We start from the raw sequence: 685 nt of genomic DNA, 5'->3' as shown, positions 1-685 counted from the left end.
AGGAACAAGCCAACGGTCGCTTAAATACCGCTTATTCGCCGTAAACATCGTAGTTAAAGTACTTGCCAGCAATTTCTTGGTAAATACCTTTATCACGCAGTGACAAGATTGCCGCATCAAGTTTCTTCGTTAGATCTTTATCTTGTTTACGTACAGCGATACCGAAACCTTCACCGAACCATTTCGCATCAGTCAGAGATGGGCCAACAAATTCGTACGCATCACCACCAGCTTTGTTCAATACACCTTCCTCTAGAGCAGATGCATCGCCCAAAACTGCAGCAACACGGCCGTTCGCAAGGTCTAGGTACGCTTCGTCAAAAGAGCCGTAACGTACAATTTCAACTTTGTCACCGTAGTTATCAGTCAGGTATTTATCGTGAGTGGTCGCGCGTTGAACTGCGATTTTTTGGCCATCTAGATTAGCAAAATCTAGGTTTGCACCTTTCTTAGCGATGAACTTATTTGGGATCAATGCGTATTTGCCCGTGAAATCCACTTTCTTCTTACGTTCTTCGGTAATCGACATTGCCGCGATGATCGCATCGTATTTACGAGCCAATAGAGAAGGAATAATGCCGTCCCAATCTTGCGCAACGATCTGACACTTCACTTGCATTTCTTCACACAGCGCATTGGCCATATCAACATCAAAGCCTTTTAGAGAACCATCGGTTTCTGTCCA

At 44.5% G+C, this 685-nt stretch carries 1 protein-coding gene; it reads right to left on the bottom strand.

Features of this window, described 5'->3' with window-relative positions:
- Positions 1-31: 31 nt before the first annotated feature.
- A partial coding sequence (locus R7190_RS27700) for a transporter substrate-binding domain-containing protein (RefSeq protein WP_318137909.1) occupies positions 32-685 on the bottom strand: 654 nt, incomplete at its 5' end.

Source organism: Vibrio sp. 1078-1 (assembly GCF_033340475.1).
This window is presented reverse-complemented; position numbering and strand designations above follow the sequence as displayed.